This is a genomic window from Streptomyces sp. NPDC025806 (assembly GCF_055558275.1).
The window spans coordinates 20,524-34,828 of the sequence record NZ_JBVHMU010000036.1; the positions used below are offsets into that span (position 1 = coordinate 20,524).

14 protein-coding genes are annotated in these 14,305 nt (G+C 72.3%); all 14 read right to left on the reverse strand.

All coding sequences use genetic code 11. The annotated features are described in order from the left end of the window. Positions 1-15: 15 nt before the first annotated feature. The 14 genes from ACZ4E1_RS39025 to ACZ4E1_RS39090 all read right to left on the reverse strand — a co-directional run bounded on the left by ACZ4E1_RS39025 (position 16) and on the right by ACZ4E1_RS39090 (position 14,136). On the reverse strand, positions 16-969 hold the full coding sequence (locus tag ACZ4E1_RS39025) for an ACP S-malonyltransferase (RefSeq protein ID WP_467548554.1): 954 nt from the start codon (positions 967-969) through the stop codon (positions 16-18). 23 nt (positions 970-992) lie between these two features. Next, positions 993-1,808, reverse strand: coding sequence for a 4'-phosphopantetheinyl transferase family protein (locus tag ACZ4E1_RS39030; protein ID WP_467548556.1), 816 nt, complete (start codon positions 1,806-1,808; stop codon positions 993-995). After that, complete coding sequence (locus tag ACZ4E1_RS39035; RefSeq protein WP_467548558.1) at positions 1,805-2,173, reverse strand: acyl carrier protein; 369 nt, start codon at positions 2,171-2,173, stop codon at positions 1,805-1,807. Before ACZ4E1_RS39035 ends, ACZ4E1_RS39030 begins: the two co-directional genes overlap by 4 nt. Then, complete coding sequence (locus tag ACZ4E1_RS39040; RefSeq protein ID WP_467548560.1) at positions 2,170-3,573, reverse strand: MFS transporter; 1,404 nt, start codon at positions 3,571-3,573, stop codon at positions 2,170-2,172. The genes ACZ4E1_RS39035 and ACZ4E1_RS39040 overlap by 4 nt, the downstream gene beginning before the upstream one ends. A gap of 114 nt (positions 3,574-3,687) precedes the next feature. Then, on the reverse strand, positions 3,688-5,997 hold the full coding sequence (locus tag ACZ4E1_RS39045; RefSeq protein WP_467548562.1) for an SDR family oxidoreductase: 2,310 nt from the start codon (positions 5,995-5,997) through the stop codon (positions 3,688-3,690). Between the two features lie 2 nt (positions 5,998-5,999). Beyond that, a complete protein-coding gene (locus tag ACZ4E1_RS39050) occupies positions 6,000-6,959 on the reverse strand; it encodes an aromatase/cyclase (protein ID WP_467548564.1) in 960 nt (319 codons plus the stop codon). A 48-nt stretch (positions 6,960-7,007) separates the two neighbouring features. Continuing rightward, positions 7,008-7,793 carry a 3-oxoacyl-ACP reductase FabG gene (gene fabG / locus ACZ4E1_RS39055; RefSeq protein WP_360859897.1) on the reverse strand — a complete coding sequence of 262 codons (786 nt, stop codon included), beginning with the start codon at positions 7,791-7,793 and terminating at the stop codon, positions 7,008-7,010. A gap of 112 nt (positions 7,794-7,905) precedes the next feature. Continuing rightward, complete coding sequence (locus ACZ4E1_RS39060) at positions 7,906-8,178, reverse strand: acyl carrier protein (protein ID WP_360859900.1); 273 nt, start codon at positions 8,176-8,178, stop codon at positions 7,906-7,908. Positions 8,179-8,210: 32 nt separating this feature from the next. Next, positions 8,211-9,428, reverse strand: a complete 1,218-nt coding sequence (locus ACZ4E1_RS39065; protein WP_467548567.1) for a ketosynthase chain-length factor — start codon at positions 9,426-9,428, stop codon at positions 8,211-8,213. Then, positions 9,425-10,681 carry a beta-ketoacyl-[acyl-carrier-protein] synthase family protein gene (locus tag ACZ4E1_RS39070; protein ID WP_360859906.1) on the reverse strand — a complete coding sequence of 419 codons (1,257 nt, stop codon included), beginning with the start codon at positions 10,679-10,681 and terminating at the stop codon, positions 9,425-9,427. The genes ACZ4E1_RS39065 and ACZ4E1_RS39070 overlap by 4 nt, the downstream gene beginning before the upstream one ends. Positions 10,682-10,701: 20 nt before the next feature. Beyond that, positions 10,702-11,031, reverse strand: coding sequence for a TcmI family type II polyketide cyclase (locus ACZ4E1_RS39075; protein WP_360859909.1), 330 nt, complete (start codon positions 11,029-11,031; stop codon positions 10,702-10,704). A gap of 33 nt (positions 11,032-11,064) precedes the next feature. Beyond that, entirely contained in the window at positions 11,065-11,721 is a 657-nt protein-coding gene (locus ACZ4E1_RS39080) for a TetR/AcrR family transcriptional regulator (RefSeq protein WP_360859912.1), read from the reverse strand. Between the two features lie 44 nt (positions 11,722-11,765). Next, positions 11,766-13,241 (reverse strand): FAD-dependent monooxygenase, encoded by a 1,476-nt coding sequence (locus tag ACZ4E1_RS39085; RefSeq protein WP_360859914.1) that lies wholly within the window; start codon positions 13,239-13,241, stop codon positions 11,766-11,768. Between the two features lie 403 nt (positions 13,242-13,644). Next, on the reverse strand, positions 13,645-14,136 hold the full coding sequence (locus tag ACZ4E1_RS39090; protein WP_360859917.1) for a nuclear transport factor 2 family protein: 492 nt from the start codon (positions 14,134-14,136) through the stop codon (positions 13,645-13,647). Between the last annotated feature and the right edge of the window lie 169 nt (positions 14,137-14,305).

Below are 14,305 nucleotides of genomic sequence, written 5' to 3' on the forward strand. Positions count from 1 at the left end.
GTAAGAAGTCGGTGCTCAGACGGCGGCCGGTGCCAACCGGTCCTGGGTGAGGCCGAGTTGGCGGGCGTTGGCGCCGGCGTGGACGCGTGCGCCGGGGTCGATCGAGCGGATCAGCCCGCCGAGCACGAGGCCGGGGCCGCTCTCGACGAACCGTTCGGCGCCCAGTGAGCGCAGCCGCAGCACGGTCTCGCGCCAGCGCACCGGGCTGGTCAGCTGCCGGCGCAGGGCGTCGACGGCCTCGGCGGCGGTGGTGACGGGCCGCGCGGTGACACTCGAGACGACCGGGATGCGCGGGTCGCGGAAGTCGGTGTCGTCGAGCGCCTCGGCGAACTCCGCCTCGATCTCGCGCAGCAGGCTGGAGTGGAAGGGGCCGCCGGCCCGCAGCTCGGCCACCCGCAGCGCCCCGGCCTGCCGGGCCCGCCGGGCGAAGTGGTCGAGCGCGCCGCGCCGGCCGACGACCACGGCCTGGTCCGGCGCGTTGTCGGCGCCGATCTCCAGCAGCTCGCCGGTGGCCTCGGCCGCTTCCTCGCAAAGGTCGGCCACCTGGCCCCGGTCGAGGCCGACGACGGCGACCGAGCCGCCGGGCAGCCGGTCGTCGACGGTGGCGACGAGTTCGCCGCGCAGCCGGACGAGGGCCAGCGCGTCGGTCCAGCGCAGGGATCCCGCGGCGACCAGGGCGGCGTACTCCCCCAGGCTGTGGCCGGCGACCACCGTGGGCTCGATGCCGCGCGAGCGCAGCAGTTCCCAGGTGACCAGGCCCGTGACGAGGACGGCCGGCTGGGCGACGGCCGGGTCGGCGAGGTGCCGGGCGGGCCCGCTGCGGCACAGCCGCGCCAGCGGGATGCCGAGGTGCTGCTCGGCCACCCGGTGGTAGGCGGCGGCCAGTTCGGGCCGGGCGTCGAGCACGGCCTGGCCCATGCCGACGCGGGCGGAGCCCTGCCCGGGGAAGACAAATGCGGTACCGGTCATCCTGATCACTTCCTTGTCGTCGGTCAGCAGGCGAGGGCCGCAGCCGCGGCCTGTGGGTCCGGCGCGGTGGCCGACCGCAGCCACTCCTCGGCCAGCCACCGGACGTCGGCGCTCAGCAGCTCGGCCCGGTGCACGGCGAGGGCGGCGGCGTGGGTGGCGCCGCACGGAATGTCCAGCACGCTCCAGCCCGCCGGGTGCCGGGCGGCGTCCGCGCCGAGGTAGTCCTCGGCCGCGGAGCGGCTCAGGCCGGTGCCGATGCCCTTGAGGAAGGCCTCCTTGCGGGTCCAGATCCGTCCGAAGTCCTCGGCCCGCTCCGACGGGCTGTGCGCCGCGGCGAGTTCGGCCTGCTCGTCGGGGTGCAGGAAGCGGGCGCACACGTCGATCGTCGAGGGCCTCGGCAGCCTCTCCACGTCGACGCCGATCGGCACGCCGGCCACCCCCACCAGGGCGACGGCGCTGCTGTGCGACACGGAGAAGTGCAGCGGCAGCGGCGCCAGGTCGAGCGCGGGGCGGCCGTGACCTGCGCCGCAGCCGGGGCAGGGCTCCCGGGTGAAGCGCACGTCGCGCGGCGTGGTGCGCAGGTAGCGGGCGAGCAGCCGGCGCAGCGCGACATGGACGGTGGCGTAGAGCAGTCCGTCGGCGGGCCGCAGGAACGCGTCGGCGCGGGCGCGCTCGGCGTCGTCGAGTTCGGAGCGGTCGAGCAGGTGGGCGGTGTGGGCGCCGGGGCTGCGCATCAGCCACAGGTCGGCCTGCCCGTCGGTGAGCACGAAGTCCTCGTCCGCCTGGTGGGCGAGCAGCTGCGGCTCAAGGTCGCGTACGTTCACGTGGGGCGCGTTCATGCGGGCACCGGCGGCTCGTGACGGGGGTGCTCGGGCTGCGGGCCGAGCTGTCCGGCGAGGCACTCCACGAGTTCGGCCGCGCTGTTGGCGAGCAGCAGCATCTGGAGGTTGAGCCGCACGTTCAGCGCGCTCTCCATCCGGGCCTGGAGTTCGAGGCCGGCGATGGATCCGATGCCCAGGCAGCGCATGGGCCGGCCGACGGTGTCGACGAGGTGCGGGGCGAGGTCGATGAGGCGGCCGAGTTCCTGGCGGACGTATCCGTCGAGCAGTCTTCGGCGCTCGGCGTGGCCGGCCGCGGCGAGCGTGGCGCGGTCGGGCGCCGCGGTGGACGGGCACGTGCGGGTGGAGCGTGCCGTGCGGGTCACTGTCCCTTCCTTTCCGGTACGGCACGCGGGGGCACGAGGCCGCGCAGTGCGACGAGCAGGCCGAGCAGTCCCACGGCCGTGATCAGGTGCAGCACCGTGCGCTGTCCGGTGGGCAGCAGCGCGGCGCACAGGGCGGTCATGACGGCCGCCCCCAGTTGCACGGAGGTCTGGTAGAGGCCGCCGGCCGCGGCCTGGTCGGCGGGCGCCACGGAGCTGGTGGCCTGTACGTGGAAGGCGGTGAAGGCGAGTACGAACGCGGCGCCGACCAGCAGCAGCGTGGGCAGCACGTCGGTCCCGTAGGACGGCTGGGGGCCGTCGTGGCGGTAGAGGGCGTAGCCGAGCGGGGCCGCCGCGGCGCCGGCGGCGATCAGCCGGGGCGGGCCGAACCGGGCGACGATCCGTCCGGAGTACAGCGCGGTCAGCGCGAGGGGCGCGGCGGCCGGCAGGAAGGCGAGGCCCGTCTGCCAGGGGCTGTACCCCGCGCGCTGCTGCAGTTGGAGGGTGAGCACGAGGAGGAGGCCGAGGTACGAGCCGTTGAGCGCGCCGGCGCCGAGTGCGGAGCGCAGCAGCGGGCCGTGGCGCAGCAGGTCGAGTCGTAACAGGGGTTCGCGGACGGTGAGTTCGAGGCGGACGAAGCCGAGGCCGAGCAGGGCCGCGCCCGTGAAGCACAGGAGTGTCGTGGGGTGGTGCCAGCCGTGCCGGCCGCCCGCGGCGAGGGCGGCCACCAGCAGCAGCATGGCGCCGGTCAGTGTGGCCGCTCCGGCGGCGTCGTAGCGGCGCGGCGCCTCGGCGGCCGGCGCGTCGCGCGGGATCAGGCGCAGTGCGGCGGCGAACAGCAGCAGGGCGACGGGGGCGGGGAAGGCGAAGGTCCAGCGCCAGCCGGCCTCGGTGAGCGCCCCGGACAGCAGCAGTCCGGCCGAGAAGCCGCCGGCGCCGAAGAGGGAGTACACCGACAGCGCCCGTGATCTGGCGGGTCCTTCGGGGAACGTCGACGCGATGATGGCGAGCCCGGTGGGCGCGGTCAGCGCGGCGCAGAACCCCTTCACGAAGCGGGTCGCGAACAGCAGTGTGGCGCTGTCGGTGAGCGCGCCCGCCAGGGACGCGGCGGCGAACACCAGGAGCGCGGCGAGGTAGACGGGCCTGCGGCCGAGTATCGCCACGAGCCGGCCGCCGAACAGCAGCAGCCCGCCGAAGCCGACGGCGAACCCGGAGACCACCCACTGCAGTCGCGCCGCGGCCAGGCCGAGGTCCGCGCCGACACGGGGCAGCGCGACCAGGGCGACGGACACCTCCAGGGCGTCGATGAGCATGTTGCCCGCGAGCACGAACAGCAGGCCCCATTGGGCGGGGCTCCACCGTGGGCCGGCCCGCTCGGGGCGCGTGGGTGTGGAGAGCGTCATGATCCCGTTCCGCAAGAGGTTCTGGAGGGGGGTGGGCCGGCCGCGTGCCGGGGGAAGTCCGCGGCCGGCCCGGAGGGCGGTACGGGCGCTGCCGTACCGGCTGGGGGGCTCGGCTCAGCCGAGCAGGGTGCCGCCCGTGGCATCGACGAACGAGCCGGTGATCCAGCGCGCCTCGTCGGTGGCGAGGAAGGCCACGACGTCGGCGATGTCCTCGGGCTCGCCGACCCGGTTGAAGGCGGACAGCCGGGCCATCGCCTCGACCGCCTCGGGGATGCCGAAGACGGGGTTGCCGTTGCGGGTGATGCCGGGCGCCACCGAGTTGACGGTGATGCCGCGCGGTCCGAGCAACTTCGCGAAGTGCAGGGCGAGTTGGTCGACGGCGCCCTTGGTCATCGCGTACGCGATCTCGTCCGGGTTCGCGAACCGGGTCAGCCCGGAGGTGATGTTGATGATGCGGCCGCCGTCGGGCATGTTGCGCAGCGCCCGCTGGATGAGGAAGAACGGGGCCTTGGCGTTGACCGCGAAGAGTTCGTCGAACTTCTCCGGGGTGGTGTCCTCCGCCTTGACGCCGCCCATCACGCCGGCGTTGTTGACCAGGATGTCCAGGTCGGTGGTGCCGGTGCGCTCCCGCAGCCCGTTCTCCAGACCGAGGAAGAGCTCGTGCACGTCGCCGGGCACGCCCAGTTCGGCGCGGACGGTGAAGGCCCGGCCGCCGTCCTTCTCGATCAGGGTCACGACCTCGTCGGCGGCGTCCTTGTTCGCGGTGTAGTGGACGGCGACGAGCGCGCCCTCGGCCGCGAGCCGGATCGCCGTCGCGCGGCCCATGCCGCGGCTCGACCCGGTGACGAGCGCCGTCCTGCCGATGAGCCTTTCCATGTTCCCTCTCCTCTTCTCGGCCGCCGGCCCGGCGGCCGGCCTGGTCTTGGGCCTGGTCCTCGGCCCGGTCTTCGGCCTGGTGCCGGCCGCCGGGTCGCCGAACCAGCGGGTCAGTGCCTGTGTCGGGTCCGCACCCGGGGTGTCGCCCCATACGACGTAGCCGTCGGGGCGCACCAGCAGCGCGTCGGTGAACGGGGCCGTCTGCGCGGTCACCGTGCGCACCAGCGGCGCCCAGGGGGCGGCGGTCCTGCGCAGTTCCTCCTGGCGGGCCGCCGCCGCGGGGGCGATCAGCAGCAGGCCGCGCCCGCGGCGCAGCAGCTCGGCGGTGGTGACCTCGCCGTCGCCCGTGACCAGCCGCTCCCGCGGAAGCCGCCGGCCGAGCAGGGGGTGGCGGCCCGGGCCCACGTCGTAGCGGATGTCCAGGCCGGAGATCATTCCGGCCAGGTGGGTCCGTACGTTCTCGCTCTCGTCGATCAGCTCGGCGAACACCTCGCGGGTGGCGTCGACCTCGCCGGCGCCGAGCAGCAGCAGCGCCTGGGTCCTGATGTTGCTCAGCACCCGCCGGCCCACAGCGCGGCGTTCCGCGTCGTAGCTGTCGAGGAGTTCCTCGAACCCCCCGGACAGCACCTGCGCGGCCAGTTTCCAGCCGAGGTTGGCGGCGTCCTGGAGGCCCAGGTTGAGGGCCTGACCGCCGATCGGCATCTGCTGGTGCGCCGCGTCACCGGCGAGCAGGAGCCGGCCGTCGCGGTAGGTCCCGGCCTGCCGTGAGGCGTCGTCGAAGGAGTTCACCCACAGCGGGGTGCCGCCGCTGATGTCCTCCCCGGTGACGCGCTTCCAGGCGTCGACGACGTCCGCGAAGTCCGGCTGCGTGTCGCGCGGTGCCGCGCCGGACTCGTGCACCATCACCCGGGTCACTCCGTCGGGACGCCGGGCGGCGACGGCCATTCCTCCCGCGAGGCGCTGGAAGCGGCGGCCCGGGATGTCGATGCCGGCCACGTCCGCGCGCAGCAGTTCGCGCTGGGCGCCCGCGCCGGGGAAGGCGAAGCCGCCCAGCCGGCGTACGGCGCTGTTCTCGCCGTCGCAGCCGACGATGTACGCGGCCCGGAAGAACTCCGTCGTTCCTTCGGTGGTGCGTACTTCGGCCTCGGCGTACTCCCCGGTCACGGTCAGGCCGGTCACCTCGTGTCCGCGCCGGATGTCGGCGCCGAGGTCGGCCGCCCACTGTCCGAGCAGTTCCTCGATGCGGGTCTGCGGGACCTTCCACTGGCCCGGCCAGGGGCTGGGCAGTGTGAGGTCGAGCGGGATGCCGCCGAAGTGGCCCTTGGGTTCGCTCGGCAGGTCGCCGAGCTGCTCCAGCAGGCCCCGTGCGTCGAGGAGTTCCATGGTGCGGGCGTGCAGGGTGGACGCCCGCGACTCGGTGGTCGGCGCGGTGAGCCGTTCGAGGACCACCACGTCCGCGCCCGCGAGCCGGAGCTCACCGGCGAGGAACAGCCCGACCGGGCCCGCGCCGACCACGATCACCTGGGTTGCGGTGTGGTCCCCGGCCATGGTCAGGCCGCCTTGTCCGCGGCGAGGTTCTCCGCGTGGGCCTTGGCGTAGCCGAGCGTGGCGCGGCTGTTGGTGCTCAGCGCGGTGTGGACGTACTCCCGCGCGTCCGCGACCGTCGCGTCCTCGCCGAGGATCCTCGCGATGTTCGCGGTGTTGAGGGTGACGGTGTGCTGCGAGGAGGCGGCGACACCGCCGGCGTTCTCGGCGAACGTCCAGTAACCGGTGTGCAGCGTCATCAGCGCCGGCAGAGTCACCTGCTTGTACGCGATCCGTTCGTGCGGGAAGGCCACCCGGTACGACTTGGTGGTGTGCACCGAGCCGTCCTTGGCGCGGGTGTCCATCTCCAGCTCCTGCAGGCCCGGCGAGGGCTCCTCGAAGCGGACGGTGGCCACGTGGGCGAGCCGCTCGGGCCACAGCTGGGCCTCGTTGACGAAGTCGAAGACGTCCTTGGCCGACCCGTTGATCTGGACGGTGTCCTCGAAGGAGAACGTCAGGTCCTCGGCGGCGTGCGCGGCTTCGACGTTGGTCTTCAGGGCGGCCAGTTCCGAGCGCGAGTTGCGGTCGACGGCCTCGTCGATCCACTTCAGGGACGCGGGGTCGTCGTCGACGGCCCGGTAGTCGTGCAGCAGCCGCACGCGCGACTCGGCCGCGGAGACCGGCTCGATGATCCAGGTGCCGCCCATGGCGGCGACGGGCGGGGCGGAGACCTCCTGGCGGAAGGTGATCCGCAGCCGCTCGGGGTCCAGGGTGCGGCGCGACGTCCAGTTCTTGGCCTCGCCGTTGGCGGTGGCCCAGATACGGATGCGCTCCTGGGTCGCGGACCGCTCCACGTGGTCGACGTAGATCGTCGGCGGGAAGATCCGCGGCCAGTTCTGCACCTCGGCTATCAGCCGGTACACGGCGGCGGCGGGGGCCGAGACCGTGATCTCGTGCTCCACTTCGCGCTGGCCGGACTGCGACATGCTGGTGACTCCTTGGGTCGGAAGGCGGGGTGAGGACGTCCGGGTGGCTCAGAAGTTGCCGAGTCCGCCGCAGACGTTCAGGGCCTGCGCGGTGATGGAGGCGGCCGTGTCCGAGGCGAGGTAGCCGACCAGGCCCGCGACCTCCTCGGGCGTCGAGTAGCGGCCCAGCGGGATCTTCGACTGGAACTTGGTGAGGATCGCGTCCTCGGACGTGTCGTACGCGGCGGCGTAGCCCTGCCGCACGCGCTGCGCCATCGGCGTCTCGACGTAGCCGGGGCAGACCGCGTTGACGGTGATGCCGGTCGGCGCGAGCTCGTTGCCCAGCGCCTTGGTGAAGCCGACGACGCCGTGCTTGGAGGCCGAGTACGGGGCGCCGAGGACGACGCCCTGCTTGCCGGCGGTGGACGCGATGTTGATGATGCGGCCGCGGTCCTTGTGCCGCAGGCCGCCGGTGGTCAGCACCTCGCGGGTCAGGCGGAAGACCGAGTTGAGGTTGGTGTCGATGACGTCGTGCCACAGCTCGTCGTCGAGGTCGGCGGTGACGCCGCCGCCGGAGCGGCCCGCGTTGTTGACGAGGACGTCCACCGTGCCGAAGCGGTCGACGGCCGCCTGCACGAAGGCGCGGGCGTCGTCCGTGGAGCGCACGTCGAGGGTGGTGCCGTCGACGTCGAGGCCCTCGTCCTGGAGCTGCTTGACGGTCTCGGCGACGTTCTGCGCGCTGCGGGCGCCGATGAACACCTTGTGGTTCTGGGTGGCCAGCAGTCGGGCGACGGCGAGGCCGATCCCGCTGGTGGCGCCGGTGACGAGGGCGACCCGCTGGTCCTGCTGCGACATGGCTTGCTACTCCAAACGAAGTGACCGAAGAAGCTGGGAAAGGGGAGGGGAGGTGGCCGCCCGCCGGGACGCCGCGCGCCGGCGCCGCGCCCCGGCGGGGGCGGCGGCGGGCTCAGGCGGCGTCGGCCAGCGCCCCGAGGTAGCCGTTGATCGCGGCCACGAGCGCGCGCGGGGTGCGGTTGTCGGCGAATATGTCGTCGTCGAGGGAGATCCCGTACTCGCGCTCGATGCGGCCGCCGGTCTCCAGGAGGGCGAGGGACTCGTAGCCGAGCTCCTCGAAGTCGGTGTCGAGGATGTCGCCGTCGAGGTCCACGCCCTCGTCGGCGCCGGCGCCCTCCAGCAGGATGTGCTTGAGGTCCTCAAGGGTGAATTCCTGAGCGGACATGGTGTTCCCTTCGTGAGTGGTGGTGAGGTGCGTCAGTCGGCGGAGCGCACGACGACGGCGGAGTTGAAGCCGCCGTAGCCGCGGGCCAGGACCAGCGCGGTGCGCACGGATGCGGTGCGCGGCTGACCGACGACCAGATCGATGTCGTACGCGGGCGACAGCTCCACGTTCGTGGTGGGCGGGATCAGCCCCTCGTGCATGGCGAGCACGGCGGAGACCACGTCGACCGGCGCGGCGCCGGAGTACAGGCGGCCGATCATCGTCTTGGGCGCCGTGACCGGTACGCCGCACGGCCCGAACACGGCGATCAGCGCGTCGGCCTCCTCGCGGTCGAGCCGCGGGGTGCCGGCCGCGTCGGCGAACACCACATCGACGTCCTCGGCGCGCACGCCGGCGTCGGCGAGCGCCACCTCGATGGCACGGCGCAGCCCGGGCTCCCGGCCGCTGCCCGGCTTCGGGTCGAACGTCGAGCCGTAGCCGGCGACCTCGCCGTAGATGTTCTGCGCGCCGCGCTCGCGGGCCGTCCGCTCGTCCTCCAGGATCAGCAGGGCGCCGCCCTCACCGGCGACATAGCCGTTGGCGTCCGCGTCGAAGGGCAGGTAGGCCCGCTCGGGCTCGTCGCTGGTGGACATCCGGCCGCCGGCGATCTGCGCGGCCCAGCCCCAAGGGCAGATCGACGCGTCGAAGCCGCCGGAGAAGATCAGCTTGCTGCCCTTGCGGATCTGGCGGCGGGCCTGCGCGATGGCGTCGAGGCCGCCCGCGTGGTCGCTGACGACGACCCCGCTGGGACCCTTCATGCCGTTGCGGATGGAGATCTGGCCGCTGTTGACCGCGTAGAACCAGGCGAAGGACTGGTAGGCGGACACGTACTGGCTGCCTCGGCTCCACAGCTTCTGCAGCTCGTTCTGGCCGAACTCGAAGCCCCCGGAGGTGGAGGCGGTGACGACGCCCATGTCGAACTCGGGGATGTCGTCCGGCTTGACGCCCGCGTCCTCGAAGGCGCAGTCGGCGGCGACGAGGGCGAGCCGCGTCATCCGGTCGGTCTGCGGGAGCAGCCGGCTCGGCAGGTGGTCGGCGGCCTCGAACGTGCGGATCTCGCCCGCCAGCCGGGAGGGGTACGAGGACGCGTCGAACCGGGTGATCGTGCTGATGGCGTTCTTGCCGACGCGGGTCGCGGCCCAGAAGTCGTCCACGCCGAGCCCGTTGGGGGTGGCGACACCGATGCCGGTGATCACTGCCTTGGCGCTCATGCCGCACTCCTTTCGGGACGGGCCAGCACCATCGCGCTCTGGAACCCGCCGAATCCGCTGCCGACGGTCAGGACCGCGTCGGTGCGCCGCTCGCGCGCTGTCAGCGGTACGTAGTCGAGGTCGCACTCGGGGTCGGGGGTGTGCAGGTTCGCGGTGGGCGGCACCACGTTGTTCTCCATCGCGAGGACCGACGCGGCGATCTCGATCGAGCCGATCGCGCCCAGCGAGTGCCCCACCATCGACTTGATGGAGGAGACCGGGGTGCGGTAGGCGTGCTCGCCCAGGCTCAGCTTGAACGCGGCCGTCTCGTGCCGGTCGTTCTGCTTGGTCCCGGAGCCGTGCGCGTTGATGTAGTCGATGGCCTCGGGGTTCATCCGGGCCTCGGCCATGGCCACGTTGATCGCCTCGGACATCTCGCGGCCGTCGGGGCGCAGGCCCGTCATGTGGAAGGCGTTGCAGCGCGAGGCGTAGCCGGCGATCTCGGCGTAGATGTGCGCGCCGCGCTTCCTTGCGCTCTCGTACTCCTCCAGGACGAAGGCGGCGCTGCCCTCGCCGAGCACGAAGCCGTTGCGGGTGCCGTCGAAGGGCCGCGAGGCGTGCTCGGGGTCGTCGTTGCGCGGCGTCGTCGCCTTGATCGCGTCGAAGCACGCCATGGTGATCGGCGAGATCGGGGCGTCGGTGGCGCCGGTGATCATCACGTCGGCGGTGCCCTCGCGGATCAGCTCGACGGCGTGGCCGACGGAGTCGATGCCGGAGGTGCAGCCGGTGGAGACCACGGTGGCGGGCCCCTCGGCGCCGACCGCCCAGGCCACCTCGGCCGAGAACGAGCTCGGCACGAAGTAGTTGTACAGGTGCGGCACCGCGTAGGTGTGGTCGACGGCGTCGAGCTGTCCGTCGTTGCTGACCACCCGGTACTCGTCGTCGAGTCCGGTGGTGGCGCCGACCGCCGAGCCGATGGTGACGCCGGTGCGGTGCGGGTCGAAGCCGGCCAGTTCGAGGCCGGAGTCGGCGAGCGCCTCGCGGGCGGTGACCACGCCGAACTGGGCGGCGCGGTCCATGCGGCGGATCTCCTGCGGGCTCAGCCCGTGCAGCTCGGGGTCGAAGTCGGCCTCGGCCGCGACCCGGGAGCGGAAGGAGGAGGGGTCGAAGAAGGTGATGCCGCGGGTCGCCGTGCGTCCCTCGCTGAGCAGGCTCCAGAAGTTCTTGGCGCCGATGCCGCCGGGCGCGAGGACCCCGACGCCGGTGATGACCACACGGCGGCCTCCGGGCGGCGTCACTGGGCAGCCTGCCAGTCGTAGAAGCGGGTGGCCATCGCGTCGGCCGGGGAGCGCCAGGTGGCCGGGTCGTAGGCCTCGATGAACGGCTTGAGGTCCTGGCTGATCGCCACGAACCGCGGGTCCGTCTTGGCGTCCTCGATGAGCTCGCCGCCGTTGTCGCTGTCGAAGTCCTGCAGGTGGAAGTACAGGCCCTTGTACGAGAACAGCTGGCGACGCCGGGTGCCCATGCGGTGCGGCATCTCCGTCTCGTCGAACTCTGCGAAGAGCTTGGCGACCTGGACGCTGGACTCGACGTCCATGCGGGCCACGATCAGGGTGCTGTGCAATGTCTTCTCTCTTCCGTGGGTGTCGGGCGCGGCTCAGGCGTCCGTGCGGCCGAAGAGGCGGACGAAGTCCGACACGCCGTCGGCGATCAGTTCCTCGGTCACGAAGTCGGCGAGCGGCAGCGCGCCGTGGAACGAGCGCTGCACGACGCTGCCGGCGACCAGCTGCACGAAGCGGCCGGCCGCGTGGTCGGCGTCGGCGATGTCGAGCAGCCCCGCGCCGGCCAGGCGCTCCAGGCGCCGGGCGAGTTCGCGCTGGGCCTGGCGGGGCCCCGCGGTCTGCCACATCTCCAGGACGCCGGTGGGCAGCAGGGTGACCTCGGCGCTGATGTGCCGCACGATGGCGAAGTGCTCGGGGAAGGCGGTCAGCGGCGTGAGCCAGGCCCGGCCGAGCGCGGTGAGGTCCTCGTGCAGGTCGGTGACCTCGCTGAGGTGGCTCTCGGCGATGACGGTCAGCGCGGCGGCGACCGACGCGGCGCTGTCCAGCAGGACGGACAGGAGCAGCTGCTCCTTGTCCTTGAAGTAGTGGGCGACCGTGGCCGTTTCGAGTCCGGCCTCCTCGGCGACGGCGTCGAGGGTGGTGTGCGTCCAGCCCTGCCGGGCGAAGACGGTGCGGGCCGCCCGGACGACGTCCCTGCGTTCCTCCGCCGGCCCTGCTTGGACCGGTGCCAGAGTTGCCTGCGGCATAGCCATGTCGTGCTCCTCCAATTGACGTGCTGGTCGGGCGGCGTGCCGCGTCAGCCGGCGAGCGGCTTGCCGAACCAGCGCTCCAGCGCCATCGGCAGGTCGTGGTGGCTGCCGGGCGCGGCCCAGGCGAGGTATCCGTCGGGGCGCACCAGCAGGGCGGTGGTGCCGGTGAGTGCGCTGTGCCCGGCGACGGCGTCCGGGGTGGCGGTGACGATGTCGACTCGGTCGCTCCAGCCTGCGGCGCGGGCGCGCAGGCGCGGGTTGTCGTCGAGGTCGATGAGCAGTCCGCGGGCGGAGCGCAGCAGCTCGGTGCTGGACGTGGTCTTCCGGTCGGTGGTCAGTTCCAGGTGGGGCAGTCGCTTGCCGAGCAGCGGGTGGCTGCCGGAGCCGACGTCGTAGCCGATCTCCAGGCCGCTGACCATGCCGGTCAGGTGCCTGGCGACGTCCTCGTACCGGATGAGCTCGGTCAGCACGTCGCGCAGCGGCTGCACCTCGGGGCCGCTGAGGAACAGCAGGCCCTGTGCCTGCGTGTTCATCAGGAGCCGCTTGCCGACCTGGTGGCGCTCGGAGTGGTAGGTGTCGAGCAGTTCCTGGCCGGCGGTGCCGTTGACGACGGCGGCGAGCTTCCAGCCGAGGTTGACGGAGTCCTGGATGCTGGTGTTCATGCCCTGGCCGCCGGCCGGCAGGTGGATGTGGGCGGCGTCGCCGGCCAGGAGGACCCGGCCGCGCCGGTACTCGGTGACCTGGCGGGTGGCGTTGCCGAAGGCGCTGACCCACACCGCTTCGGCGCCGGAGATGTCTTCGCCGGTCAGCCGCTTCCAGGCGTCGGCGACCTCCTGCCACTCGGGCGGGGTGTCGCGGCGCTGCGGCGGTGTGCCCCGCTCGCAGACGATGATGCGGGTGGTGCCGCCGGGCAGCGGGCCGACCATGACCATGCCGCCGGGCAGCGTCTCGCCGATCATGCGGGTCTTGAGCTCGACGCCCTTGATGTCGGCGAGGAACATCTCCATCGTCGCCGCTGTGCCGGGGAAGTCGAAGCCGGCCAGCTTGCGGATCAGGGAGCGCCCGCCGTCGCAGCCCACCAGGTAGGCGGCGCGCAGGCTGTGTTCACCCTCGGGGCCGCGCACCGTGACGGTGACGCCCTCGCCGTCGTCCTCGATGCCGAGCACCTCGTGGCTGCGCCGGATGTCGGCGCCGAGGCTGGTGGCCCACTCCTCCAGGTGCGTCTCGGTGGCCGACTGCGGCACCGACTTGGCGGCCTGGTGGGCGCCTTCGAGGAGGGAGAAGTCGATCGGCAGGCCGCCGAAGTGGCCCAGGTCGCTGGTCTCGACGTCGCCGAACCTGCTGAGGATGCCCCGCTGGTCGAATATCTCCATGGTGCGGGCGGTGAAGCCGAGCCCGCGGGACTCCCCGGTGCGTCTCGCGAGGCGCTCCAGGACGACGACATCGACTCCCGCGAGCCGCAGTTCGCCCGCCAGCATCATTCCGGCGGGGCCTGCGCCCACGACAATCACTGAAGCGTCCATGTACCTCTCCTTGACCATCTGGGGAATTCCTTCGGGAGTCCGGTGCGACACAGAACTGCGGAAGCCGGGAATTAGCTTCTTCGCCCCGCGACGGAAGTTCAAGGCGCATCGATTCAGATCTGCGCGGTGTTCTGTCATGCCTCGGCGCACGGTTCACAAATACGTCCGGCGAACGTCAGAGAACGACAAACTCCCACGCCGCACGGCCTGCCGGCCGGGGACTTTCAGAGGAATGAAATATTGTTCCGGACTTCGCCAACCGCTCCACAAATACCGTCCGGTTCATCGCCCGCCGGAAAGTTCGGCCATTTTTCTGTGAAGGACCCCGCAAGGCGATCGTGCCGCGGACAGCACTGTGGCGCGGAGCCCGAAAAAAACGGACTCCGCGCCACAGTGAAAAGGGTTACCGCGCGGCGTCCGCCGCGGTCCGGGTACGGTCGTCGATCCAGGTGACGGCCGTGGTGAGCCTGCTGATCCGCCAGCCGTGGGGGGTGCGCACGGCCTCGAACTCGTAGCGCGCGCCGCCCGTGAACAGCGGGCTGTCGGGCCCGTGGGGAACGTGCGTCGCCTGCACGTTGGCCCGCCCTGTGGCCGTGCCCCCCGTCACCTCGACGATGTGGTTCGAGGTCATGTGATGGGTACGGGCCCACTGCTTCTTGGGTACGCCGAAGAACTCCGGCACGCCCGCGATGCCCTGGTGCACCCCGTTGGGCATGTCGAGCACGATGTCCTCGGTGAACAGGGAGCGGTACCAGGCCTCGTCGGCCCACGCCGGGTCCACGTGGTCGAGCCCCGAGACGAACCGGTCCACGAGCGCGCCGAGCCGGGCCTGCTCGGTCAACTGCTGGACCATTTCCTCGAGTTGTTCGACCCGTTCCTGCGTGCTGCCGGTCATGACGCGCTCCTTGTCCCGACGGTCCAGTTGTCGTTGCCGGCGAGGAGTGCGGCGAGGTCGCCCTTTCCGTCTCTCTCGATGGCGGCGTCGAGCTGGTCGGACATCTGGACGTCGTAGACGGGCCGGCGGACGTTGCGGAACACGCCGATCGGGGTGTGGTGCAGGGTGT

Coding starts and splice junctions, on each gene's coding strand:
- ACZ4E1_RS39025 (WP_467548554.1), bottom strand. CDS start 969: ATGACCGGTACCGCATTTGTCTTCCCCGGGCAGGGCTCCGCCCGCGTC.
- ACZ4E1_RS39030 (WP_467548556.1), bottom strand. CDS start 1,808: ATGAACGCGCCCCACGTGAACGTACGCGACCTTGAGCCGCAGCTGCTC.
- ACZ4E1_RS39040 (WP_467548560.1), bottom strand. CDS start 3,573: ATGACGCTCTCCACACCCACGCGCCCCGAGCGGGCCGGCCCACGGTGG.
- ACZ4E1_RS39045 (WP_467548562.1), bottom strand. CDS start 5,997: ATGGCCGGGGACCACACCGCAACCCAGGTGATCGTGGTCGGCGCGGGC.
- ACZ4E1_RS39050 (WP_467548564.1), bottom strand. CDS start 6,959: ATGTCGCAGTCCGGCCAGCGCGAAGTGGAGCACGAGATCACGGTCTCG.
- fabG (WP_360859897.1), bottom strand. CDS start 7,793: ATGTCGCAGCAGGACCAGCGGGTCGCCCTCGTCACCGGCGCCACCAGC.
- ACZ4E1_RS39060 (WP_360859900.1), bottom strand. CDS start 8,178: ATGTCCGCTCAGGAATTCACCCTTGAGGACCTCAAGCACATCCTGCTG.
- ACZ4E1_RS39065 (WP_467548567.1), bottom strand. CDS start 9,428: ATGAGCGCCAAGGCAGTGATCACCGGCATCGGTGTCGCCACCCCCAAC.
- ACZ4E1_RS39080 (WP_360859912.1), bottom strand. CDS start 11,721: ATGGCTATGCCGCAGGCAACTCTGGCACCGGTCCAAGCAGGGCCGGCG.
- ACZ4E1_RS39085 (WP_360859914.1), bottom strand. CDS start 13,241: ATGGACGCTTCAGTGATTGTCGTGGGCGCAGGCCCCGCCGGAATGATG.
- ACZ4E1_RS39090 (WP_360859917.1), bottom strand. CDS start 14,136: ATGACCGGCAGCACGCAGGAACGGGTCGAACAACTCGAGGAAATGGTC.